Raw genomic sequence first — 21514 nt, 5'->3', positions numbered from 1 at the left:
CCGGCGGGCGGCACCCGATAGTTTCCCTAGCCCCACCCCAAGCAACCGTCCGTTGCCCCTTGCGCCGCCGGGGCCCATTTGCCGCCAATGGCAACGCTCCTCGATCCCACCGCGCGCGGGCGCGTGATTCTCGTCGGCGCGGGCCCGGGCGATCCGGGCCTGCTCACCGTGCGCGCCGTCGAAGCGCTGAAGCAGGCCGATGTGCTCGTCCATGACGGGCTGGTCGATCCCCGGGTGCTCGATCTCGCCCCCCAGGCGCACCGCATCTCGGTCGCCAAGTCGCGCTCGAAGCACACGCTGCCGCAGGACGCGATCAACGCCCTCATCGTCGCGCATGTGAAGACCGGCGCGATCGTCGTCCGCCTGAAAGGGGGTGACCCGTTCATCTTCGGCCGCGGCGGCGAGGAAGTGGAGGCGGTGCGCGCCGCCGGCCTGCCGGTGGAAGTGATCCCCGGCATCTCCGCGGCGCTGGGCGCCGCCGCCGAGGTCAATCTGCCCCTTACCCATCGCGACTGGTCAAGCGCGGTCAGCTTCGTCGCGGGCCAGTGCAAGGGCCTGTCCGAGCAGGACTGGTCGGGCCTTGCCGGCAAGGGCCGCACGCTGGTGATCTACATGGGCGTCGCCACTTGCCCGGACATTTCCGAGAAGCTGATGAACGACGGCGTCGCGCCCGACATGCCCGTCGCCGTGCTCGAGCGCGGCACGCTGGCGGGCAGCCGCGCGCTGCGCACCATCCTCGCCGATCTCGGCCCGATGGTGGCGCGCGAGCAGGTGCGGAGCCCGGCGATCATCGTGGTCGGCGAAGTGGTGATGCTCGCCGACGCGCAGGACAAGCTCGCCGCCTGGGCGAAGACGGCGGAGAATCTGGAAGGACTTGGGGCGTGAAGATCCTGACCGGCAACGATCTCGCCACCGGCGACGTCACTTGGTGGACCGGCTCGGGCTGGTCGCGCCATGTCGAGGATGCCGCCGATGTCGGCGACCAGGGTGAGGCGATCGCCCATGCCGAGGAAGGCGCACGCCGGGTCAACGGCCCCTATGTGATCGACGCCGCCGCCACGCCCGAGGGCCCGCGCCCCGCACACATCAAGGACCGCATCCGGGCGCTCGGCCCCACTGTCCGCCCGGACCTGACGCTGAAGCCGGCAGACCCGAATGCGGGGAGCTGGGTGATATGACGTTCGCACGCGAAGGCGCGAAGGCGCGGAGATTCTTTGCGCGCAGAGGCGCAGAGAGAAGGGCGGGCGCGTTAGCGCGCTTTTCGCCTTTGTCAGAGATTGAAAGGCTGCTGGCGCAACCAAGCGAGGCACCTCCGCCCGCTCTGCGCCTCTGCGCGAACCAATTCCTCTCTACCCTCGCATCCACGCGCCCCCACGCGAACAAAATCGAAGCGACCCGCTGATGTACAAATACGACGAATATGACCATTCCATCGTCGCATCCCGCGTCGAGGAGTTCCGCGACCAGGTGCAGCGCCGCCTCGCCGGCCAGATCACCGAGGACCAGTTCAAGCCGCTGCGGCTGATGAACGGCCTCTATCTCCAGCTTCATGCCTATATGCTGCGCGTCGCGGTGCCCTATGGCACGCTCGACAGCCGGCAGATGCACATGCTGGCGCACATCGCCCGCAAATATGATCGCGGCTATGGCCATTTCACCACGCGCCAGAACCTGCAGTACAACTGGATCAAGCTCGAGGATGCGCCGGATATCCTTGCCGATCTCGCCACGGTCGAGATGCACGCGATCCAGACCAGCGGCAATTGCATCCGCAACATCTCGTCGGACCAGTTCGCCGGCGCTGCCGCGGACGAGCTGACCGATCCGCGCCCCTGGGCGGAGCTGCTGCGCCAGTGGAGCACCTTCCACCCCGAGTTCAGCTATTTGCCGCGCAAGTTCAAGATCTGCGTGATCGCCGCCGAGCAGGACCGCGCGGCGATGCGCCTGCACGATATCGGCATCCGGATCGTCGAGCGGGACGGCCAGCTGGGTGCCGCCATCTATGTCGGCGGCGGCATGGGCCGCACCCCGATGATCGCGCCGCTGATCAAGGACTTCGTGCCCTTCGACGATTTCGTCAGCTATCTCGAGGCGTGCCTGCGCGTCTACAATCGCCATGGCCGGCGCGACAACATGTACAAGGCGCGGATCAAGATCCTGATCCACGAGCTCGGCGCGGAGCGATATGCCGCCGAGGTGGAGGAGGAGTTCAAGGCCGTGAAGGCGCTCGGCATCGATCCGCCCCAGGCCGAGTTCGACCGCATCGCCGCCCATTTCGCTCCGCCGGCCTTCGATGCGGGCGCCGCGGAGGAGCTCGATCGCAACGACCCCGATTTCGCGGTCTGGCTCGACCAGAACGTCTCGGCGCACAAGCAGCCCGGCTATGCGGTGGTGACGATCAGCCTCAAGCCGATCGGCGGCATTCCCGGCGATGCCAGCGCCGACCAGATCGACCTGATGGCCGATCTCGCCAGGCAGCACAGCTTCGACGAGCTGCGCGTCACCCACGCCCAGAACATCGTGCTGCCGCATGTCCGCAAGGCCGATCTCCACATCGTCTGGCAGCAGTTGCGCGATGCTGGGCTGGCCGAGGCCAATCTCGACCTGATCAGCGACATCATCGCGTGCCCGGGCCTCGATTACTGCTCGCTCGCCAATGCCCGCTCGATCCCGCTCGCGCAGAAGATCGCCACGCGCTTCGCGGACATCGGCCGTCAGCGCGAGCTGGGCGAGCTGAAGCTCAAGATCAGCGGCTGCATCAACGCCTGCGGCCATCATCACGCCGGCCATATCGGCATCCTCGGCGTCGATCGTAAGGGCGTGGAGAACTACCAGCTGCTGCTCGGCGGCTCGGGCGCGGAGGACGTGTCGCTCGGCACGATCACCGGCCCGGGCTTCAGCGAGGACGGCATCGTCGACGCGATCGAGAAGGCTACCGACGTCTATCTGCGCGAGCGCGACAAGGGCGAACGCTTCCTCGACACATATCGCCGCGTCGGCATGGCCCCGTTCAAGGAGGCGATCTATGGGTGACCCCAAATTCGCCGCCTACCCTCCCGTCATCCCGGCAAAAGCCGGGATCTCGCGCGGCTCTTTCCGCGCGCTCTCGCCTGAGATCCCGGCGTTCGCCGGGATGACGGAGATTTCGGCATGAGCAGCATTCTCCGCTACCGCGACGACGAGGCGCACGAGGAGCCGGCGGTCACGCTCGACAGCTTCCTCGGCCAGTCCAACGCCACCGCCGTCCGCATCGAGAGCGGCGAGGATGCGCGCCTGCTCCTGCCCCATCTCGATCGGCTCGCCCTGGTCGAGGTAAGCTTCCCCAAGTTCCGCGACGGGCGTGGCTATTCCACCGGCCGTATCCTGCGCGAGGCGGGCTATACGGGCGAGCTGCGCGCCCAGGGCGATGTGCTGGTCGACCAGATCCCCCTGATGCGCCGCTGCGGCTTCGACAGCTTCGCGCCCGAGGCGCCGGTCGACGAGGCAGTGCTGGCCACGGCGCTCGCGCGCTACGAATATCATTATCAGGCGGCGGCCGATCCCGCGGTGCCGGTATGGCAACGCCGGCATGGCTGAGGCGGCACGCGAGCTGGATCGGGAGGTCGATCGCATCGACGTCGCCCCGCGCTGGACGGCGGCGGACGCGATCCGCCTCAACAACCTGTTCCGCGGCACCGACACGCCGGAGATGCTGCGCGAGGTGCTGGGCAATCACATGCTCGGCGACGTCGCGCTCGTCTCCTCCTTCGGCGCGGAGAGCGCAGCGCTGCTCCATCTGGTGGCACAGGCCGACGCGAATACCCCGGTGATCTTCCTCGATACCGGCAAGCATTTTCCCGAGACGCTGGCCTATCGCGACCAGCTGGCGGCGCATCTCGGCCTGAACAATCTGCGGATCGTGGGCCCCGATGCCGAGGCGATCGAGAAGCGCGACGCCACCGGCCTGCGCTGGTCCTATGATCCCGACGGCTGCTGCGAGATCCGCAAGGTGATCCCGCTCGAAAAGGCGCTTGCCGGCTTCGACACCAGCATCACCGGCCGCAAGGCGTTCCAGGCATCCACCCGCAACGCCCTGCCCCGCTTCGAGCTCGACGGCGACCGACTGAAGTTCAACCCCCTCGCCACCTGGACCAAGGCAGACATCGAAGCCTGGTTCGAGCGCCATGCCCTGCCCCGCCACCCGCTGGAAGCCCAGGGCTATCTCTCGATCGGCTGCGCGCCGTGCACCAGCGTGGTCAAGCCGGGCGAGGATCCGCGCTCGGGCCGCTGGCGCGGCTGGGACAAGACCGAATGCGGCATCCATACGCCGATCGAGGATGGCGACCCCAACCAGCCGAGCTTCTGAAACCGGGCCAGCACCTGGGTCGAGGGTGCGCCGGTTGGGCTCCTGGCCGATATCAGCCGGGGCGGTGCGGAGCGACATCAGATCAGAACCTGGCGCTGCGACGGCTGTGGCTATCTGGAGAGCTACGCGCCTAGCGCTCGCGCATGATCCGCTCGACGCGGGCGGTGAGGTCGTCGACCGCGAAGGGCTTGGTCAGCACTTCCATGCCATGCTCGATATGGCCGTGGTTGAGCACCGCATTCTCGGCATAGCCGGTGACGAACAGCACCTTGAGCTCGGGCCGCACCGCCCGCGCCGCATCCGCCACCTGGCGCCCGTTGAGCCCGCCCGGCAGGCCGACATCGGTGATCAGCAGGTCGATCCGTTCGGCGCCCTCCAGCAGCCTCAGGCCCGCCGGCCCGTCCGCCGCCTCCAGGCAGGAATAGCCGAGCTCGCCCAGCGCATCCACGATCAGCATCCGCACCGTCGGCTCGTCATCGACCACCAGCACGATCTCGCCCTCATGGCTGGCCGGCGCCGCGACATTGCCCGCCGCCGGCCCCGGCGCATCCTCGTCGCCCAGGTGCCGCGGCAGGTAGACGCACACCATCGTCCCCTGGCCCGGCTCGGAATAGATGCGGACCTGCCCATGGCTCTGCCGCGCGAAGCCATAGACCATCGACAAGCCCAGGCCGGTCCCCTCGCCCAGCGGCTTGGTAGTGAAGAAGGGATCGAAGACGCGGTCGAGTATCTCCTTCGCGATGCCGGTGCCGGTGTCGCTCACGCAGATGGTGACATACTGGCCCGGCTCCAGCCCTTGCTCGCGCGCAGTGCGGTGATCGAGCCATTTATTGCCCGTCTCGATGGTGATCCTGCCGCCGCCGGGCATCGCGTCTCGCGCGTTGATGCAGAGGTTCAGGATCGCGTTCTCGAGCTGGTTGGCATCCACCAGGGTGGGCCAGAGCCCGCCCGCCGCGATGGTCTCCACTTCGATCGCCGGCCCCACCGTGCGCCGCACCAGCTCGACCAGGTCGGCGAGCAGCCGGTTGATCACCACCGCCTTGGGCGAAAGCGTCTGCCGCCGCGAGAAGGCGAGCAATCGGTGCGTCAACGCCGCCGCGCGCCGAGTCGCGCCCTGGCCGGCCGCGAGATATTTCTCCACCTCGCGGCCGCGCCCTTGCGACAGCCGCGTCCCGATCATCTCGAATGCCCCCGATATGCCGGCGAGCAGGTTGTTGAAGTCATGGGCGATCCCGCCGGTAAGCTGCCCCACCGCTTCCATCTTCTGTGCCTGGCGCAACGCTTCCTCGGCCTGGCGCAGCCGCTCCTGCTCCTTCAGCCGCTCGCTCACGTCATAGACGAAGGAGAAAGCGCCGATCTTGCGTCCGTCGGCGTCGCGCAGCGAGCTGAAGCGCTGCTCATAGAAATGGAGCGCGCCGCCGGGCGCTTCATATTCGATGATGTTCGAATAGCCGTCCTCGGCGAGCGCCCGATCCCATACGCCGCGCACCTTGTCCTGATGCACATGCCCCTGAAGCAGGTCGACCTGTCGCGCGCCGATCTGCGGCTGCACCCCGAAGATCCGCTCGAACTCGACCATCGCCGCATGGTTCACGGCGATCCAGCGGCCCTCCATATCGACTACCTGGACAAAGGCCTCGCTGCCATTGACGATGTCGGCGAGCACTGCGCGCTCGGCCAGCGCCTCGGCCACGCGCGCTTCCAGCGTGCGGTTGAGCGCAAGCAGGTCGTTCTCCGCCCGGCGCCGTCCGGTCACGTCCTGGAACAGCACCGCCACCTGCCTGCGGCTGGGCGGTTCGATCCGGAAGGCCGACAGCGACAGATAGCGCCCGGTCGCCTCCAGCTCGCGCTCGAAACGGATCGGATTGCCGGTGCGCAGCACGTCGCCATAGCGCGCGACCCAATCGTCCGCTTCGTCCGACACCATTTCGCGCAGCCGCTGCCCCACCACGTCCGGAATGCCCGCGTGCAACGCATAGGCCGCATTGGCCTCGACATGGACATAGTCGCTCATCGGCCCATGCGGCCCGTCGAGGAACTCGATGATGCAGAAGCCCTCGCCCATCGTGTCGAACAGGGTGCGATAGCGCAGGTCCGTCTCGTCGCGCAGCTTGAGCTCGCGCCGGAGGTTCAGCTGGTGCATCACCTGGTGCCCGAGCACTTCGAGCGTGCGGCGCTGGAGCTCGCTGAGCGTCCGGGGCTTGGCATCCAGCACGCACAGGGTCCCGATCGGCAGTCCCTCGGCAGTGCGCAACTGGGCGCCCGCATAGAAGCGGATGTGCGAATCGCCGGCCACCAGCGGCGTTTCGGCGAAGCGCGGATCCTGCGAGGCGTCCGGAACGAGCATCAGCTCGTCCTGAAGCAATGCGCTCTCGCAGAACGACATGTCGCGATCCATGCCGAGCAGGTCCACGCCATGCGCCGCCTTGAAGAACAGGCGGTCGCTGCCGACGAAGCTCACCAGCGCGATCGGCGTCTCGCAGATATCGGCCGCAAGCCGCACGACCTCGTCGAACGCCGGCTCGCGCGGCGTGTCGAGGATCTCATATACCTCCAGCGCTTGCAGCCGCAGCTGCTCGCGATCTTCTCGCTCGTCCGTCATCAGGCCGGATCGCCGCCCTTATCCCCGCGCGCCCCGTCGGCCGCGCGTTGCTAAGACGCATCTTGCCCGATTTTGTTTCGTCGCGCGAACGAAAGCGTCAATAGCCGCCCGGCGCCAGATCGCTGAACTTGGTGAACTGGCGGTCGAAGCGCAGGTCGACCGTGCCGGTCGCGCCGTGACGCTGCTTGGCGATGATCACGCTCGCCTTGTTCGCCACCTGGAGCTGATGGTCGTGCCAGGCCTGGTATTTGGCGATCTCGTCGGGCGTCGAATTGCCGTCCGGGGCCTTGGGCGCCTTGAAGTCGTGATAATATTCGTCGCGATAGACGAACAGCACGATATCGGCGTCCTGCTCGATCGAGCCCGATTCGCGCAGGTCCGAAAGCTGCGGCCGCTTGTCCTCGCGGCTCTCCACCGCGCGGCTGAGCTGGGAGAGCGCCAGCACCGGCACGTGCAGTTCCTTGGCCAGCGTCTTCAGGCCGCGGCTGATCTCCGAGATTTCCTGCACGCGCCCGTCGCCCGAGGCCTTGGCCGAGCCGGTGAGCAGCTGGAGATAATCAACCACCACGAAGCCGATCTTGTGCTGGCGCTTCAGGCGCCGCGCCCGAGTGCGCAGCGCGGCGATGGTGAGGCCGGGCGTATCGTCGATATAGAGCGGCAGCCGCTCCAGATCGCCCGCCGCCCGCGCGAACTTCATGAACTCGGGACCCGAGATATTGCCCGTGCGCAGCTTCTCCGACGAAACCTCGGACTGTTCGGACAGGATGCGCAGCGCCAGCTGATCGGCCGACATTTCGAGGCTGAAAAAGGCCACCGGCGCGCCGATCGACTTCTCCTCGGGGATGCCGGCCTCCATGTCGTCGAGATAGCGCTTGGCCGCGTTGAACGCCATGTTGGTGGCGAGCGAGGTCTTGCCCATGCCCGGGCGCCCCGCGAGGATCAGCAGGTCCGATCGGTTGAGGCCGCCGGTCATCGCGTTGAAGTCGGTCAAGCCCGAGGTGATGCCCGAAACGCTGCCGCCCGAGTTCATCGCCCGCTCGGTATGGCGCACCGCCACCGTCGCGGCGCGGGTGAAGCTCTTGGCGCCGGTATCCTCGCCGCCCTTCTCCGCGACTTCGTAGAGCTTGAGCTCCGCCTGCTCGATCTGCTTGGCCGGATTGATCTCCTGGCTGGTGTCGAGCGCATTGTCGACGAGCGCGCGGCCCACGCCCACCAGCGCGCGCAGCATGGCGAGATCATAGACCTGGTCCGCGAACGCCCGCGCGCCGATCAGGCTGGCCGGATTGCCGGTCAGCTGCGCCAGATAGGCCGGGCCGCCCAGTTCCTTCATCGCCGCGTCGGCCGTGAACAGCGGCTTGAGCGTCACCGGCGTGGCCAGCCGGTTGTCACCCACCAGCGTCGCGATCGCGTCGTAGATCCGCCCGTGCAGCGGCTCGAAGAAATGCTCGGGCCGCAGCTTCTGAAGGACATCCTCCGCGACTCGGTTGTCGATCATCATCGCGCCGAGCAGCGCCGCTTCCGCCTCCACGTTCGCGGGCAGGCTCAGACCCTCGGGAGAATCGGGAATCGGAAGGGGGATAGGCTGCGCCATGACTCTCCTGTGACGCGCCCATTCGGCGGCATCAACGTTGCGTGCTTGTGGATAACGGGCATGACCGGATAGGAGCCGGTCATGGCCGATCCGCGCATCATAGACGTGACGCTCGACGAACGCACTATCCTTTGGCGCTCGGCGGACATCGAGCAGGAGCGCCGGATCGCGATCTTCGACCTGCTCGAGGAGAACAGCTTCGCCCCGCAGCGCCCGCAGGCGGACGGCTATGCCGGCCCCTACAAGCTCCACCTGGCGGTGCAGGAGGGGCGCCTGGCGCTGGAGATCAAGCGCGAGGACGGGTCCCTGCAGGAGGCATTGATCCTCGGCCTCGCCGCCTTCCGCCGCCCGATCCGCGATTACTTCGCCATCTGCGACAGCTATTATGCCGCGATTCGCAACGCCACCCCCGCCCAGATCGAGACCGTCGACATGGCGCGGCGCGGCATCCACAACGACGCGGCGTCGCTGCTCAAGGAACGGCTGGAAGGCAAGATCGAGGTGGATTTCGACACTGCCCGCCGCCTGTTCACGCTGATCTGCGTGCTCCACATCAAGGGTTAAGGGGCCTGCAGCGGGTGCTAGAGGGGGTCGAGACGGGTCGGCATTTGTCGTCTGGCGAGGAGCCAGGAAGGAGCGATGCGCCATGCATCGTGCCTGACGACGCGACGACGTGCAGGCGGCAAGGGACGGGCCGCCGCTTCGCGGTCGCCCAGATCTCGCCCCCCTCTAGCACCCGTTGCAGGCCCTGAATGCACATACGCGTTCTCGCGCGCCGGCTGCGTTTCGTCGTGCCGGGACTGATCCTCCTGGGCCTGCTCGGCTGGAGCGCATGGCTATTCGCCTCGCGCTGGCGCCCCGCGCCCGGCGATTTCCCCATGCAGGGAGTCGATGTGTCCGAAGAGACCGGGCCGATCGAATGGTGGACCGCCAAGAAGGCCGGGATCGACTTCGCCTATATCCGTGCCACCACCGGCGCCGATGCGCGCGACCTGCGCTTCCCCGAAAATTGGCGCTGGACCTTCGAGGCCGGCATCCGCCGCGGCGCGCTCCACGTCTATTCGCTATGCCAGCTCGCCGCCGACCAGTCGGGCAATTTCATGACGACGGTGCCGCGCTCGGACGACCAGCTGCCGCCCGCGGTGGAGATCGACTTCCAGCCCGATTGCCCCGCCCGGCCCGAGCGTCAGGTGGTGCTCGGCGAGCTCGGCCGTTTCCTGCACGATGTCGAAACCCATATCGGCAAGCCCGCGATCCTGATGGTCTCGAGCCGCGTCGAGAGCGAATATCGTATCAGCGACGCCTTTCCGCGCCTGCTCTGGGCGCGCCAGGCCTTCTTCCCCCCCTCGTATTTCGCGCGGCCATGGTCGATATGGCAGGCAACGCGCCACCGCCGCATCGAAGGCGTCGGCGCTCCGGTCAATTGGGACGTGATGGCGAAATGAGCGAAGTGAACCCCCAGGCATTGATCGAGGCCGCGCGCGAGGCTTCGAGGCACGCCTATGCCCCTTATTCCAACTTCGCGGTCGGCGCCGCGGTGCTGCTCTCCGACGGGACCGTGGTGACCGGCGCCAATTTCGAGAATGCGAGCTACGGCCTGTCGCTCTGCGCCGAAACGGTGGCGCTGGCCAAGACGAGCAGCGAGGGGCGTCTGGCGGACGTCGTCGCGATCGGCGTGATCGGCGGCCGGATGGGCCATGCCGACACCGCGCCGGTGAGCCCGTGCGGCCGCTGCCGCCAGATCATCAACGAAGCCGCCCAGCTCGGCGGGCGCGACCTGCCGGTGTTCTGCGGCGGCGCGACGGGAGATGAGATCGCGCGCTATACGCTCTCGCAGCTGCTCCCCGCGGCGTTCGGGCCGAAGGACCTGGGGCTGGCCTGAGACAGGGTTGGCTTCCGATCCATCGGCCCATTGTCCCCGCATAGGCAGGGATCCAGGCAATCGCGGGATATCGGCGCTGCCGCGCGAACCTCCTTCCGAAAAGGCCAGGACCTTCCCGCGCCTGTGCCGCTCCCGGCCCTGGCATTCTGTCTGCGCGGGGACGGCGATGGAGAATAGTGGAGACGACGAGGTTTGCCGATCGAGTCGGAGGCCTGGAGTATATCGACACTAGCCGCTTGGCATTCCCATATCCGTCACCTCGACCTGTGCCGGGGTCCACCATGCCTCCAGTCCAGCCTCGGGAACTTCTTGCCCGCGTTTGCCTCCCGGCCGACTCCGGCACGAGGCCGGGTGACGGAGTAGATCAGGCCGCCTCGCCTTGCTCACGCCAAATGTCGATTGGCGCCAGGATGGGAACTCATGTTCCTTCAGCCGTCATCCCCGCAAAGGCGGAGAGCCAGGGCCTAGGGCAATGGTCGCGAGGCTCGCCTTGCCGTCTCCGGCAACCCGTATCCGATTGCTTCGATTGCCCCGTGCTACCCTGGATTCCCCCTTTGCGAGGATGACGCAAATAGGTTCAACGGCTCGCTTGGGCTCTCACCCAGGTCTCGAGCCCATATGAAGCGTTGATCTGTCTGGCGGCTGGCCTCTCATTTCCCCATCCGCGCGAAAACGGCGATCCATCTCCTGGCCGGGCCGCAGGCTTCACCGGCATATTTGCGGAGAGCGCATGAGATGGGGTCCCCGTTTTCGTGGAGAGGACGGTTGCGGGAAGATCAGTCCCAAACCCAGGCCGGCCGGTCTTCTCGCAATCCGCGCGGAAGCGAGATTCCGCTCCTGCCCTGTCGCGCGGTGCCATGGCGGTGATTGCCTGGCCGCCGCAGCGACACCCTGCCCCTGCGGGAACGATCGCTTCCTCCCGCTCGCGGCATGCACGAGCACAACCCGGGCGCGACGGGGACTTGCCCTGCCGCGCGCTTCCGGCAAAACCGGCGCCATGATCCTTTCAGACCGCTGGATTCGCGAACAGGCCCTCGCCACCGGGATGATCGAGCCCTTTGTCGAGGCCCAGCGCCGCGAGGGCTGCATCAGCTACGGCCTCAGCTCCTATGGCTATGACGCGCGCGTCGCCGACGAGTTCAAGATCTTCACCAACGTCGATTCGGCGGTGGTCGATCCCAAGGATTTCGCGGCGAACAGCTTCGTCGATCGCAAGACCGACGTCTGCATCATCCCGCCCAACAGCTTCGCCTTGGCCCGCACCGTGGAATATTTCCGCATCCCGCGCGACACGCTGGTCATCTGCCTCGGCAAATCGACCTATGCGCGCTGCGGGATCATCGTGAACGTGACGCCGCTCGAGCCCGAATGGGAGGGGCATGTCACGCTCGAATTCTCGAACACCACGCCGCTCCCCGCCAAGATCTATGCGAACGAGGGCGCGTGCCAGTTCCTGTTCCTCAAGGGCGACCAGCCCTGCGAGACCAGCTATGCCGATCGTGCGGGCAAATATATGGGCCAGCGCGGCGTCACCCTGCCGCGGCTCTAGGGCTGCTCCGGACAGGAAATCGGCGCCGCTGGTTCGCCGCCGGCCGCGCCTCACGCAGCCGGGCGGCGGGAAACGGGTTCAGCGCGCGCTCAGCTGGAGCGCACGGATGTGCTGAAGCCCCTTGTTGGCGATCGCATGCGAGGTCGACACGCGGTCGGCCGAAAGGTCCATCTCGAAATCGCGCTGCTGGAGCACGCGCAGATAGAGCGCCCGCGCCTGGGACGTCCGTCCGGTCTGCGCATAGACCGCCGCGAGATTGAGCAGCAGTTCGGGCTGGTCGGGATCGAGGCGAAGCCGGCTGTTGAGCTGCGCTTCGGCCTTCGAGAAATTGCCGTCGAAGATCGCGGCACTGGCGACGGGATCCCCGTTGTCACGCTGGGCCTGCGCCGGAAGCGCGGCGAGCGCGAACGGGGTGGCGGCAAGGACAATGAGCGCGATGCGCATAGCTCCTACTCCTTCTATTACGTCACGAAGACAGTTTCGTGACTCTTTGAAGACAGTAGTGTTACACTTCCGCGTCACGCACACAAGCCACTTGTGGTCTGCGGCCCGGCTCCGGGGCAAAAAGAAAGGCGGCCCCGAAGGACCGCCTTCCCTTGTTTCAAATCCGGCCTCGCTGGAGAGGCGACGGATCAGAAGTCGTTGCGATACTGCTCGTTGCCGACGAAGCCGAGCTTGCTCACGTTCGCGCGCTTGATGATCGCGAGAATGCGGTCGACGACTTCGTAACGCGTCTGCGGATCGGGCTGGAAATGCAGCTCCGGCTCCGGCGACATCTGCAGCGTCTGATCCAGATACTGGCGCAGCGTCACGTCGTCGATCGGCGTGCTGTTCCAGTAAACCTGGCCCTGCGCATCGATATAGACCTTGTTCTTTTCCGGCTCGACGATGTTCTGCGGGTTAGTGTTCGACTGCGGAAGGTCGACCTTTACCGCGTGCGTCTGAATCGGGATCGTCATGATGATCATGATCAGGAGCACCAACATGACGTCGATCAGCGGCGTCGTGTTGATTTCCATCATCGGGCCGTCGTCACCGCCGCCGCCCACGCTCATACCCATAGTCTAAACTCCTTTGAGCAGGCCGTCAGAGACGGACAGTGGCCGAGCCGGCGGGCGGTTCGGAGATGAAGCCGACCTTGACGAACCCAGCCATCTGCATGGCGAAGATCGTGCCGCCGATGCAGCGATAAGGCGTGTTCACGTCGCCGCGGATGTGCACTTCCGGAAGCTCGAGGCCGGCAGCATTGATGCCGCCCTGCTTGTCGATTTCCTTCTTCAGCTTCTCCGTCGCCTTCTCGACCAGTTCCCTGCTCGTCACCGGGGTCATGCCCCAGAACACTTCGCACCTGCCGCCATTGGCCGTCACCGAAAGGGAGACGTTCTCGGGCTTGGTGGTCGTCGGCTCGAACTGAACCTTGGGGAGCTCCAGCTTCACCGTCTGAATCACGACCGGAACCGTGATCAGGAAGATGATGAGGAGCACCAGCATCACGTCGACGAGCGGCGTGGTATTGATGTCCGACATGGGAGCGTCTTCACCGCCCCCGCCTACGCTCATCGCCATTGCGCGCTATCCTATCCTTCTAGTCCAAGCTCCGGCCAAGGCCGGAGACGGGCCGCGCGATCCACGGGGAATGCGCGGCCCCGTATATTCCAGATCGCTTAGGCGCGCGGCGCGGTGCTGGTCGTCGCGGCCGGAGCGGCCTTGGCGGGAGCAGCCTTGGCGGCGGCCGGACGCACGCGGCCGTCCGAAGCGAGATAGCCGAGCAGATCGTTGGAGAACGCGTTCAGGCTCTCCGAGATCTTCTTGTTGCGGGCCTGCAGCCAGTTGAAGGCGAGCACGGCCGGAACGGCGACGGCGAGACCGACGGCGGTCATGATCAGCGCTTCACCGACCGGACCGGCGACCGCGTCGATCGACGCCTGGCCAGCGGCACCGATCTTCACGAGCGCGCGGATGATGCCGATAACGGTACCGAACAGGCCGATGAACGGCGCGGTCGAACCGACGGTGGCGAGGAACGACAGGCCGCTCTTCAGCTGCGAGTTGATCAGGTCCTCCGAGCGGGCGAGCGAGCCGTGCAGCCAGTCATGCGCCTCGACCGGATCGGTCAGCTTCGAGTGCTGCTCCTGGGCGGCCAGGCCGTCGTCGACCAGCTGGCGATAGGCCGAGTTCTTCTCGAGCTTCGCCGCGCCTTCGCGCAGGCTGTTCGCATTCCAGAAGCCGGCGCGGACGCGCTTGGCCTGGTTGAGGATCTTCTGCTGCTCGAACAGCTTGGTGAACAGGATGTAGAGCGAGAAGAAGAGCATCAGCACCAGGATGCCGAACACCGTCTGCGAGATCAGGCCGCCCTCACGGAGCGCCGGAATCAGGCCGTACGGATTTTCCTTGGGCGCCGCAGCGGCGAGAATGGTGGTGAGCATTGTCGGTTCTTTCCTCTAACTAAATAGCGCTTTTTATCCAATCGCCCGGCGCGCCCGCGGGGAGCGCGCCGGTGAAACACACGGGCTAGCTCGGGATCTTCCAGGTGAAGCTGCCGTTATACGGTGCCGGGATCTTGTTCCCGCTCTCGTCCTCGGCCGGATTGAACCGGGCGCGACGCTTGAGCAGCGAGCAAGCCGTGCTGTCGAGAACGGACACGCCGCTCGAACCCGTCACGGTGCAGTTGGTCACCTTGCCCGTCGCGTCCACGTCGAGGCGGAAGCGGACGGTACCGGCCTGCTCGGCGCGCAGCGCGGCGGCAGGATAGTCGTCATCCGTCACCCAGCCCTGCGGCGAACCGCGCGGCGTGAGCTTCTTCGCGATCCGCGGCGGGGGCGGCGGAGCCGGAGCCGGAGCCGGCGGCGCGGGCGGCGCCGGCGGCGTGATCGGCGGCGGCGGCGGAATCACCGACGTGGTCGGGATCGGCGGCGCCTGGGTAGGCACCGGAACCGCGGCCGGCGGCACGACGATCTGGGTGGGCGGCGGCGGCACCGGCGTATCCGGCGGCGGCGGCGGCGGCGGCACTTCCTCGGGCGGGGGCGGCGGCTCTTCCACGTCGAACGTGTTCAGCTTCTCCGCCTGCTTCTTGATATATTGATATGCAAGGCCCGTGACGAAGGCGTACCCCATGCCAGCCACGATGATCGCGACCAGTATGATCGCGATGACGCGACTGCCACTTGTATTACGGTCAGCGTAAGACATCCGGCAACGTCACTCCTCTAATCCTGACATGCAACCCCGTGCGGCGGGATTCTGCGACCCGTGCACAAGCCTGCCCGCCGTGCGCTATATGCGTCATGATCGGCAGCGGGCGAGTCTCTATCGCGCGCACCGGGTGGACGCAAACCCTTTGTCGGACAATCAGGGCGTACGGTCGTCCAGCGACGGAATTATTTCTGTATAGCCGTGGCACAATCCGGTAATCCGAACGATATGAACCGCTCCTTTCCAGCCATGTTTTCTTGCGCGATTGCGCTCGGTGCACCCTTAGGTGCAGCCGCTAAACCCCAGCAAACGCAGGCACAAACCGCCACCGTTTTACCCAGCTACGCCACCTTGGCGAAACAGGTGACCACGGCCCCGCTGATCATCGACGCCCGCATCCGCAAGGCGGACCGGCTGAAGCCCGAAGAATCGCCCGGCCTGGCCGCCGGTACGGCCCGTTTCCTGGTCGAAGCCGATGTTTCCGCCCTGATTCGGGGCACCCAGGCCATGGCCTCGCGCATCACCTACACCGCCGACGTACCGCTCAATGCCAAGGGCAAGCCGCCCAAGCTCGCCAAGCAGCGTGTGCTGCTGTTCGCCCGCCCCGTCCCGGGCCGGCCCGGCATGGTGCAGCTCACCGGATTTCAGAGCCAGATGAACTGGTTGCCCGAGCTGGACGCTCAGGTCCGCGCGATCACCAGGGACGCGCTCGCGGCCGATGCGCCGCCCGCGATCACCGGCGTCGGCAACGCCTTTCACGTGCCCGGCTCGCTCCCCGGCGAGGGCGAGACCCAGGTCTTCCTCCAGACCGCGAGCGGCGCGCCGGTATCGCTCCAGATTCTCCGCCGTCCGGGCGAAGCGACGCGCTGGAGTGTTTCATTGGGGGACATTGTCGACGAATCGGCGGGCGCGCCGAATGCGAATACCTTCCTCTGGTATCGCCTCGCCTGCGGCCTGCCGCGCAGCCTGCCGGCCGACAGCGTCGAGTCGGACGATGCCCAGAACGCCGCGAAGGCGCGCGAGGACTATCAGTTCGTCCTGCGTTCGCTGGGGCCGTGCACCTAGTTGGAGACTCGTCCCGGCAAGCGCCGGGATGACGGTCAGCGGCGCGTGCGCACCAGGGTGATGCCGATCGATTCGCCCTGCTCGGAAATGGCGAGCTTGACGATGCGCACCTCGACCCGCCGCACCCGGGCATCGCCCACGAACAGCGTGTCGCAGATATGCTCGGCCACGGCCTCGACCAGCGTGAAGTGCACGTCCTTGGGCAGCGCGTCGGTCGCCGCGTGCTTCACGTCCATATAGTTCTTCGAAGCCTTGAGCGGCGTGTCCGGCTCGAAGCGCTCGGGCATGTCGATGTCCACCGTCACCGAGATGCGCAGCGGCTGCGGCAGATGCGTCTCTTCGGAATAGACGCCGGTGAGGACTTCGACTTTCAGGTCGTGCACCTGGAGCTGCAGGGAATCGGACAAGTGGCCGGGGCCTTTCAGGGAGGACAGGCCGCGCCCAATAGCAGATGCGCGCGCCCGCGAAACCCCGGCCTCCCCGCTTGCGCGCTGCGCAACATCGGGCGCGATATATTCAGTATTGCGAAAGCGCCGATCGGCGCTATTTCGCGCGGCCCCGAGTCCGATCTCGGGGGCGCTATGAAAGGAATATATGAAGTGATCGCATTGCTGCCGCTCGAGACCGTGGATCCTCAGGCCGTCGAGACTCTGCTCGACCGCGCTTTTGGTCCGGGCCGACGCGCGCGCACTGCGTACCGGGTCCGCCTCGGCACTTCCGAGATTCCGGAGCTCAGCTTCGCCGCGGTGGCGGACGATGGCAGCCTGATCGGCACGATCCAGTGCTGGCCGGTCGCGCTGGAGTGCGACGGCGGCGGCAGCGTGCCGATGGTGATGGTGGGGCCCGTCGCGGTCCAGCCCGATCGCCAGCAGGGCGGCATCGGCCGCATGCTGATGGAGCGGATGCTCGAAGCCGCACAGGCCTCGCCGCTTCCCGGTGCGGATGCGCTGATGCTGATCGGTGACCCCGAATATTATGGCCGCTTCTTCGATTTCACTGCGGAAGGAACCGGCGACTGGCGCCTGCCCGGCCCGTTCGAGGCCCGCCGCCTGCTTGCGCGCGGTGCCGGCGTGCCCGTCGGCCCGGGCATGATCGGGCCCCGTCTTCGACGCGCCGCCTGAGAGGTGAAACTCGCCTTCCGGGGCTTCCCATGCAGGACTTTGTCTGCTTGGGTCCCCGGCATGGCAAATCGTTCGCCACGCCGCCTCCGCGCCTTTCGCTCCCAGCGTCATCGGGGATGCGGAGAACGGGCCTCCCGTAGCGTATGTTTCGTAAACTTCCGCGGCCCCGCCCGCGCTGCCGGCTGAAGCGAATCGATGCCTTCCCCGCCCCCGCCCGACTTCGCCAGCCTCTCGCTCGCCGAGATTGCGCGCCTCGCCCAGGAAGACCGGCTGCCGCCGGTCGAGAGCTGGAACCCAGCCCATTGCGGGCATAGCGACATGCGCATCGCCCGCGACGGCACCTGGTTCCACCAGGGCTCGCCGATCGGCCGCATGCCGATGGTGCGGCTGTTCTCGACGATCCTGCGCCGCGAAGCGGACGGGCGCTTCGTCCTCGTCACGCCCGTGGAGAAGCTCGATATCGACGTGGAGGATGCGCCCTTCGTCGCGGTGGAGATGAAGCGCGAAGGCGAAGGCGCGGGCATGAAGCTCGCCTTTCGCCTGAACACCGGCGATCTCGTCGCCGCCGGCCCCGATCACGGCCTGCGCTTCGAGGAGCGCGAGGACGGCCCCCGTCCCTATCTCCACGTCCGTAGCGGGCTCGAGGCGCTGGTCGCGCGCAACGTCTATTACGAACTGGCCGAGATCGCGCTCGCCAATGGCAGCGCGCCGCCGGGCGTGTGGAGCAATGGCGGCTTCTTCGCGCTGGAGCCCGGCGCATGAGCCTGGCCGACCGTCTGCGGGCCGCCCTCGCGGCCGATCATTCGCCGCTGCTGCTGCCGGGCGATCATTTTGACTTCGACCCCGCGGTGCGCGGCAACCCGGCCGCGGTGCTGATCGCGGTCACCGATCGCCAGGCTCCCGGCGTGATCCTCACCCAGCGCACCGAGACGCTGCGCCGCCATGCCGGCCAGGTCGCCTTTCCCGGCGGCCGCATCGATCCGGGCGACGCCGGCCCGGTCGGCGCGGCGCTGCGCGAGGCGCAGGAGGAGATCGCGCTGCCACCCGATACCGTCGAGGTGGTCGGCATCACCGACAGTTATCGCACCGTCACCAACTATGTCGTCACCCCGGTGATCGGCGTGGTCCCGCCCGACCTGCGGCTCACCCCGTCCGAGGCCGAGGTCGCCAGCGTCTTCGAGGTGCCGCTCGCCTTTCTGCTCGATGCCGCCAACCAGCACGAGCGGGTGGCCGAATATCAGGGCCGCGAGCGGCGCTATTACGAGATTCTCTGGCAGGATCGCCGGATCTGGGGCGCGACGGCCGCGATGCTGGTCAATTTGTCGAGGCGGCTGCAATGGGCGGTATGATCCTTCCCGATGCCGAATGGCGCCATCGCGCCGGGCTGGCGCATCTGATCGAGGCGCTCGGCGAGGTGCGGTTCGTCGGCGGATCGGTGCGCGATACCCTGCTCGGCATCCCCGTCTCGGATCTCGACGTCGCCACGCCGCTTCCGCCCCAGCGCGTGGTCGAGCTGCTCAAGGGCGCCGGCATCCGCGCCGTGCCCACCGGCATCGGGCATGGCACGATCACTGCGGTGCTGGAGAGCGGCCCGGTGGAAGTCACCACGCTGCGCCGCGACGTCTCGACCGACGGGCGCCGCGCCACCGTCGCCTTCACCGACGACTGGCGCGAGGATGCCGCGCGCCGCGATTTCACGATCAACGCGCTCTATGCCGATCCGGCCACCGGCGCGATCTTCGACTATTTCGGCGGCCTGGCCGATCTGGAGGCACGCCATGTCCGCTTCATCGGCGATCCGCTCCAGCGCATCGCCGAGGATCACCTGCGCATCCTGCGCTTCTTCCGCTTCCTCGCCCGGTTCGGCGATGTCGCGGATCCGGCGGGGCTGGAGGCCTGCACGGCCCGGTCCCGGGACCTGATGGCGCTCAGCCGCGAGCGGATTCGCGACGAGCTGCTCAAGCTGCTGGTCGCGCGCGATGCCGTGCGCGTCGTGGAGCTGATGATCGCGCACGGCATCTTCGCACCGGTTCTGCCCGAGATCGGCCCGGACGGCACCGAACGGCTCGCGCGCCTGGCAGGGGCAGAGGCGGCCAGCGAGCTACCCCTCGATCCGATCCGTCGCCTCGCCGCGCTGATCCCACCGGATGCCAAGGCCGGGGAAGCGATCGGCGCCAGGCTCAAGCTCTCCAATGCCGAGCGCAAGGCGCTGCTATCCGCGCTCGTGCCGTTCTGGGGCTCGCCCTATGCGCTCGCCTATCGGATCGGAACGCGGGCGGCGATCGATCGCATCCTGCTGAGCGACTGGGAGCCGTTCGACAGGGATCTGGCGGTCCGGCACCTGGGGCATTGGGAGGTTCCGGTCCTGCCGCTGTCGGGCGGGGCGCTGGTCGAGCGCGGGCTGAGCAAGGGCCCGGAAGTCGCGCGGACGCTGCGGCTCGTCGAGGAGCAATGGATCGCGGAGCGGTTCCCCGATGCGGCACGCGTGGCCGAACTGGCCGATGCAGCCGTGGCTCAGGCGTTGCGCTCGGCCAGCAGCGCATAGGCTTCGTCGCGCTCCAGCGCGCGCGAATAGAGGAAGCCCTGGCCATAGGTGCAGCCCAGCGCCGCCAGGGTCTGGGCGAGCTCGTTGGTCTCGATGCCTTCGGCCGTGGTCTGCATGCCCAATGCCTGGGCGAGGCTGAGGATGGCGCGGACGATGGCGATCTTGTCGCGGTCGGCCAGCATGCCGGAGACGAAGCTGCGGTCGATCTTGAGCAGGTCGATCGGCAGCTTCTGGAGATAGGCGAGATTGGAGTAGCCGGTACCGAAATCGTCCATCGCCAGCGTGGCGCCCATGTCCTTGAGCGCGTTCATCGTCTGGGCGATGCGGTCCGGATCGGTGACGATCGCGCTCTCGGTGAGCTCGAGGGTCAGGCGCCTGCCGTCCACGCCGTGCCGCTCGAGCGCGCCCCGGACCATGGCGGGGACATGATCGCGCTGCAGCTGGATCGCCGACAGGTTGACCGCGACCTTGATGTCGCAATTGCCGTCCGAGGCGCGGTCCCAGGCCGCGATGGTCTGGGCCGCTTCCTCCATGGCCCAGCGGCCCAGCGGGATGATCAGGCCCGATTCCTCGGCGACCGGGATGAAGTCGTTGGGCGAAAGGCGCACGCCATCCTCGGTGGTCCAGCGGGCCAGCGCCTCGAACGACGTGATCTTGCCGGTCGCGAGATCGCAGATCGGCTGGTAGCAGAGCGTCATCTGCCCATTCTCGATCGCCCGGCGCAGCTCCGTCTCGATGCCGAACTGCTCGCGGGCGATGTCGAAAGTATGGGTCTGGTAGATCTCGGTACGCCCGCTCTTCTTCGCCCGCTTCACCGCGAACTGGGCGTTGCGCACCAGATCCTCGGGATCCCCGTCATTGTCGGCACCCAGCGCAATGCCGATCGAGCAGTCGACCCGGATCTCGAAGTCCGAGAGGCGGAACGGGTTGGCGAGTGCCGCCTGGATGCGCTTGGCCACGTGCAGCGCATCGCCGGGCCCCGCGTCGAGCGTGAGCAGCACGCCGAACTCGTCGCCGCCCATCCGGGCCAGCGTGTCGCGGCTGCGCAGCGCGCCCTTCATCCGCCGCGCCACGGTGATCAGCAGCTCGTCGCCCGCCAGGCCGCCCATGCAGGCATTGACCCGGCTGAACCGGTCGAGATTGACCACCAGCACCGCGAAATCGCGCGCATTCTCCGAAGTGATCGCATGTTCGAGCGCGTCCGAGAATCCGGCGCGATTGGGCAGGCCGGTTAGGCTGTCGGTCGCCATCTCGCGGCGCAGGCTGTATTCGGTGCGCAGCTCGGAAGTATGGTCGACCAGGGTGACCATGCAGCGCGGAAAGGAGCGACGGTCGGCGCGCTTGGCGAGCATCACCCGGAAATGCCGGGCATCGACCTCATCGCCGAACTGCCAGCTGATCTCGCACTGAATGTCGCTCGACTCGATGAAGCGCCGGAGGCGCGGGCCGAGCAGGCGGATGAGCGGCGATTCGCTGGCGACAGTGCCGAGCCCGGCCAGCCGGAAAGGCCGGTTCACCGCGTCGAAGGCGAAGCCATGCTCCTGCAGCTCGATGATCGCGGCCGGCACCGGCAGCATGTCGAGCATCATCGCCGAAGCGCCCGGGCCGAAGGCAAGCGGATC

24 protein-coding genes are annotated in these 21514 nt (G+C 67.1%); 15 read left to right on the top strand and 9 right to left on the bottom strand.

The window, feature by feature from the left end; all coding sequences use genetic code 11:
* Positions 1-87 precede the first annotated feature (87 nt).
* The 6 genes from cobA (at position 88) to ACIQCS_RS16795 (ending at position 4345) form a co-directional block, all read left to right on the top strand.
* On the top strand, positions 88-885 hold the full coding sequence (cobA, locus tag ACIQCS_RS16820) for a uroporphyrinogen-III C-methyltransferase (RefSeq protein ID WP_345846974.1): 798 nt from the start codon (positions 88-90) through the stop codon (positions 883-885).
* Positions 882-1178: a DUF2849 domain-containing protein gene (locus tag ACIQCS_RS16815; protein ID WP_280281116.1), complete on the top strand. Its 297-nt coding sequence runs from the start codon at positions 882-884 to the stop codon at positions 1176-1178. The genes cobA and ACIQCS_RS16815 overlap by 4 nt, the downstream gene beginning before the upstream one ends.
* A gap of 223 nt (positions 1179-1401) precedes the next feature.
* Positions 1402-3033, top strand: a complete 1632-nt coding sequence (locus tag ACIQCS_RS16810; RefSeq protein ID WP_345846976.1) for a nitrite/sulfite reductase — start codon at positions 1402-1404, stop codon at positions 3031-3033.
* Positions 3026-3154, top strand: coding sequence for a hypothetical protein (locus tag ACIQCS_RS16805; protein WP_345846977.1), 129 nt, complete (start codon positions 3026-3028; stop codon positions 3152-3154). Before ACIQCS_RS16810 ends, ACIQCS_RS16805 begins: the two co-directional genes overlap by 8 nt.
* On the top strand, positions 3151-3576 hold the full coding sequence (locus ACIQCS_RS16800) for a DUF934 domain-containing protein (protein ID WP_345846979.1): 426 nt from the start codon (positions 3151-3153) through the stop codon (positions 3574-3576). The genes ACIQCS_RS16805 and ACIQCS_RS16800 overlap by 4 nt, the downstream gene beginning before the upstream one ends.
* Positions 3569-4345 (top strand): phosphoadenylyl-sulfate reductase, encoded by a 777-nt coding sequence (locus ACIQCS_RS16795; protein ID WP_345846980.1) that lies wholly within the window; start codon positions 3569-3571, stop codon positions 4343-4345. Before ACIQCS_RS16800 ends, ACIQCS_RS16795 begins: the two co-directional genes overlap by 8 nt.
* 130 nt (positions 4346-4475) lie before the next feature.
* On the opposite strand, the gene ACIQCS_RS16790 is transcribed toward ACIQCS_RS16795, so the two are convergent.
* Both ACIQCS_RS16790 and ACIQCS_RS16785 read right to left on the bottom strand, forming a co-directional pair.
* On the bottom strand, positions 4476-6947 hold the full coding sequence (locus ACIQCS_RS16790; protein ID WP_345846981.1) for an ATP-binding protein: 2472 nt from the start codon (positions 6945-6947) through the stop codon (positions 4476-4478).
* 97 nt (positions 6948-7044) lie between these two features.
* Entirely contained in the window at positions 7045-8538 is a 1494-nt protein-coding gene (locus tag ACIQCS_RS16785; RefSeq protein WP_086129967.1) for a replicative DNA helicase, read from the bottom strand.
* Positions 8539-8619: 81 nt separating this feature from the next.
* Between ACIQCS_RS16785 and ACIQCS_RS16780 the strand changes: the two genes are divergently transcribed.
* From ACIQCS_RS16780 to dcd, 4 genes are all read left to right on the top strand, one after another.
* Positions 8620-9102: a UPF0262 family protein gene (locus ACIQCS_RS16780; RefSeq protein ID WP_345846985.1), complete on the top strand. Its 483-nt coding sequence runs from the start codon at positions 8620-8622 to the stop codon at positions 9100-9102.
* Between the two features lie 188 nt (positions 9103-9290).
* On the top strand, positions 9291-9983 hold the full coding sequence (locus tag ACIQCS_RS16775) for a GH25 family lysozyme (protein ID WP_345846986.1): 693 nt from the start codon (positions 9291-9293) through the stop codon (positions 9981-9983).
* Complete coding sequence (locus tag ACIQCS_RS16770; RefSeq protein WP_345846988.1) at positions 9980-10420, top strand: cytidine deaminase; 441 nt, start codon at positions 9980-9982, stop codon at positions 10418-10420. The genes ACIQCS_RS16775 and ACIQCS_RS16770 overlap by 4 nt, the downstream gene beginning before the upstream one ends.
* A gap of 997 nt (positions 10421-11417) precedes the next feature.
* Complete coding sequence (gene dcd / locus ACIQCS_RS16765) at positions 11418-11969, top strand: dCTP deaminase (protein WP_218942865.1); 552 nt, start codon at positions 11418-11420, stop codon at positions 11967-11969.
* Between the two features lie 78 nt (positions 11970-12047).
* On the opposite strand, the gene ACIQCS_RS16760 is transcribed toward dcd, so the two are convergent.
* The 5 genes from ACIQCS_RS16760 to ACIQCS_RS16740 form a co-directional block, all read right to left on the bottom strand.
* Complete coding sequence (locus ACIQCS_RS16760; RefSeq protein WP_345846990.1) at positions 12048-12413, bottom strand: tetratricopeptide repeat protein; 366 nt, start codon at positions 12411-12413, stop codon at positions 12048-12050.
* A gap of 188 nt (positions 12414-12601) precedes the next feature.
* A complete protein-coding gene (locus tag ACIQCS_RS16755; protein ID WP_345851979.1) occupies positions 12602-13024 on the bottom strand; it encodes a biopolymer transporter ExbD in 423 nt (140 codons plus the stop codon).
* A 31-nt stretch (positions 13025-13055) separates the two neighbouring features.
* The gene (locus ACIQCS_RS16750) at positions 13056-13535 is read right to left on the bottom strand and encodes a biopolymer transporter ExbD (RefSeq protein ID WP_345846992.1); all 480 of its coding nucleotides are present in this window, start codon (positions 13533-13535) and stop codon (positions 13056-13058) included.
* 98 nt (positions 13536-13633) lie between these two features.
* On the bottom strand, positions 13634-14395 hold the full coding sequence (locus ACIQCS_RS16745) for a MotA/TolQ/ExbB proton channel family protein (protein ID WP_086129974.1): 762 nt from the start codon (positions 14393-14395) through the stop codon (positions 13634-13636).
* 85 nt (positions 14396-14480) lie between these two features.
* Positions 14481-15158, bottom strand: coding sequence for an energy transducer TonB (locus tag ACIQCS_RS16740; RefSeq protein WP_280281128.1), 678 nt, complete (start codon positions 15156-15158; stop codon positions 14481-14483).
* 366 nt (positions 15159-15524) lie between these two features.
* Between ACIQCS_RS16740 and ACIQCS_RS16735 the strand changes: the two genes are divergently transcribed.
* Positions 15525-16226, top strand: a complete 702-nt coding sequence (locus tag ACIQCS_RS16735) for a hypothetical protein (protein ID WP_345846994.1) — start codon at positions 15525-15527, stop codon at positions 16224-16226.
* Positions 16227-16261: 35 nt separating this feature from the next.
* Here the strand turns inward: ACIQCS_RS16735 and ACIQCS_RS16730 are convergent, their stop codons facing one another.
* Positions 16262-16633: a dihydroneopterin aldolase gene (locus tag ACIQCS_RS16730; protein WP_345846995.1), complete on the bottom strand. Its 372-nt coding sequence runs from the start codon at positions 16631-16633 to the stop codon at positions 16262-16264.
* Positions 16634-16825: 192 nt separating this feature from the next.
* Here ACIQCS_RS16730 and ACIQCS_RS16725 point away from each other — a divergent pair, with 192 nt between their 5' ends.
* The 4 genes from ACIQCS_RS16725 (at position 16826) to ACIQCS_RS16710 (ending at position 19892) form a co-directional block, all read left to right on the top strand.
* Entirely contained in the window at positions 16826-17347 is a 522-nt protein-coding gene (locus ACIQCS_RS16725) for an N-acetyltransferase (RefSeq protein WP_345846996.1), read from the top strand.
* Between the two features lie 195 nt (positions 17348-17542).
* Positions 17543-18109, top strand: coding sequence for a DUF1285 domain-containing protein (locus ACIQCS_RS16720; protein ID WP_345846997.1), 567 nt, complete (start codon positions 17543-17545; stop codon positions 18107-18109).
* A complete protein-coding gene (locus ACIQCS_RS16715) occupies positions 18106-18696 on the top strand; it encodes a CoA pyrophosphatase (RefSeq protein ID WP_345846999.1) in 591 nt (196 codons plus the stop codon). Before ACIQCS_RS16720 ends, ACIQCS_RS16715 begins: the two co-directional genes overlap by 4 nt.
* A complete protein-coding gene (locus ACIQCS_RS16710) occupies positions 18684-19892 on the top strand; it encodes a CCA tRNA nucleotidyltransferase (RefSeq protein ID WP_345847002.1) in 1209 nt (402 codons plus the stop codon). The genes ACIQCS_RS16715 and ACIQCS_RS16710 overlap by 13 nt, the downstream gene beginning before the upstream one ends.
* Here the strand turns inward: ACIQCS_RS16710 and ACIQCS_RS16705 are convergent.
* Positions 19862-21478 (bottom strand): bifunctional diguanylate cyclase/phosphodiesterase, encoded by a 1617-nt coding sequence (locus ACIQCS_RS16705; RefSeq protein ID WP_345851982.1) that lies wholly within the window; start codon positions 21476-21478, stop codon positions 19862-19864. The genes ACIQCS_RS16710 and ACIQCS_RS16705 overlap by 31 nt on opposite strands.
* Between the last annotated feature and the right edge of the window lie 36 nt (positions 21479-21514).

The sequence above is a fragment of the Sphingomonas sp. NPDC092440 genome, from assembly GCF_044754985.1.
Classification (GTDB): Bacteria; Pseudomonadota; Alphaproteobacteria; order Sphingomonadales; family Sphingomonadaceae; genus Sphingomonas.
Note: the sequence above shows the minus strand (reverse complement) of the source record. Positions and strands in the feature narration are given on the sequence as shown.